At 66.5% G+C, this 1,351-nt stretch carries 2 protein-coding genes; both read left to right on the top strand.

The features are described 5' to 3' along the window. The first annotated feature begins 102 nt into the window (after positions 1-102). The gene (locus tag ACWC09_RS52650) at positions 103-957 is read left to right on the top strand and encodes an IS5 family transposase (RefSeq protein WP_450859436.1); all 855 of its coding nucleotides are present in this window, start codon (positions 103-105) and stop codon (positions 955-957) included. After that, on the top strand, positions 954-1,351 hold a 398-nt coding region (locus ACWC09_RS52645), incomplete at its 3' end, for a hypothetical protein (protein ID WP_450859434.1). The genes ACWC09_RS52650 and ACWC09_RS52645, both read left to right, overlap by 4 nt.

Raw genomic sequence — 1,351 nt, 5'->3', positions numbered from 1 at the left:
AGTGGGCGTTAAGTCCGATCTTCCTCGGTTCGTGATCGCTCGATCGAGGTACTGATCGCCGGGCAGGCCATCCGCTGGGCATGTGCATGCTGAGATGCGGGCATGGAGCGAGAGCCGTATCCCAGCGACTTAGCGGACGAGCAGTGGGCGTTGATCGAGCCGATGATCACGGCCTGGAAACAGGACCGGGTGGCACGGTCAGCGACCGGAGATCCCGGATCCTGCGATCTGCGGGAGGTCGTGAACGCGATCTTCTACCAGAACCGGACGGGCTGCCAGTGGCGCTACCTGCCCCATGACCTGCCGGCCTGGTCGGCGGTGTTCTACTACTTCGGCCTGTGGCGCCAGGACGGCCTTGACCAGCGAATCCAGGAACTCCTGCGCTGCCAGGTACGGGAGAAGGCCCGGCGATTAGAGGACCCGTCCCTCGTGATCATCGACACCCAGTCCGTCCGCGCGGCCGCCGGTGTCCCGAAGACCACGACGGGACTGGACGCCAACAAGAAGGTCTCGGGCCGCAAGCGGGGACTGGCCGTCGACGTCCTGGGGCTGATCATCGGCGTCGTCGTGCTGGCCGCATCCGCCCACGACAACGCCGCCGGCACCGCCCTGCTCGACCAGGCCGCCGAGCGGTGCGGGAACCGGCTGGAAAAGGCCCTGGTGGACCAGGGCTTCAAGGACGAAGTCCTCATCCATGGCGCTTTGCTGGACATCGACGTCGAGGTCGTCCGCCGCAACCCCGACGACCAGGGCAAAGGCTTCGTCCCGCAACCGAAAAGATGGATCGTGGAGCAGGTCAACGGCACGTTGATGCTGCACCGGCGTCTGGCCCGCGAGTACGACCACCGGCCCGACACCTCCGCCTCGCGGGTCTACTGGGCCTCGATCGCGAACATGACCCGCCGCCTCACCACACCGAGCCCGGCCTGGCGCGACACCCTCGAGCTGGCCGCGTGAACATCACCGAGCTCCTGAACAGCCTCCAGGTCCAGCACGACGAGAGCGCGGCCCGGGCCGGTGAACTACGCGACCAGATCGAGCAGTTGACCGCCGCCCTGGCCGAGACCGAAGCGCGACTCGCGGAGCTGATTATCACCCGGAAGGTCATCGCCGAACTCGCACCGGCTGGAGGCGAACCCGAACCGCCCGAGACGACCACCGCCTACCAGGCCATCGTGAACGCCTTCAACCAGCACCCCGACCAGGAATTCCGAGCCCGTGAGCTGCACGAACTCCTCGGCATGCCCACCGACGAGGCATCGGTCAACGTCACCCGTGCTCGTCTCGGACGACTCGTCCGCCAAGGCTTCCTCACCCAACCCGGACGAGGTCGCTACCAGAAACGGACTTA

Source organism: Streptomyces sp. NPDC001617 (assembly GCF_053596855.1).
The sequence above is the reverse complement of the archived record's forward strand: the minus strand, read 5'-3'. Positions and strand labels throughout refer to the sequence as shown.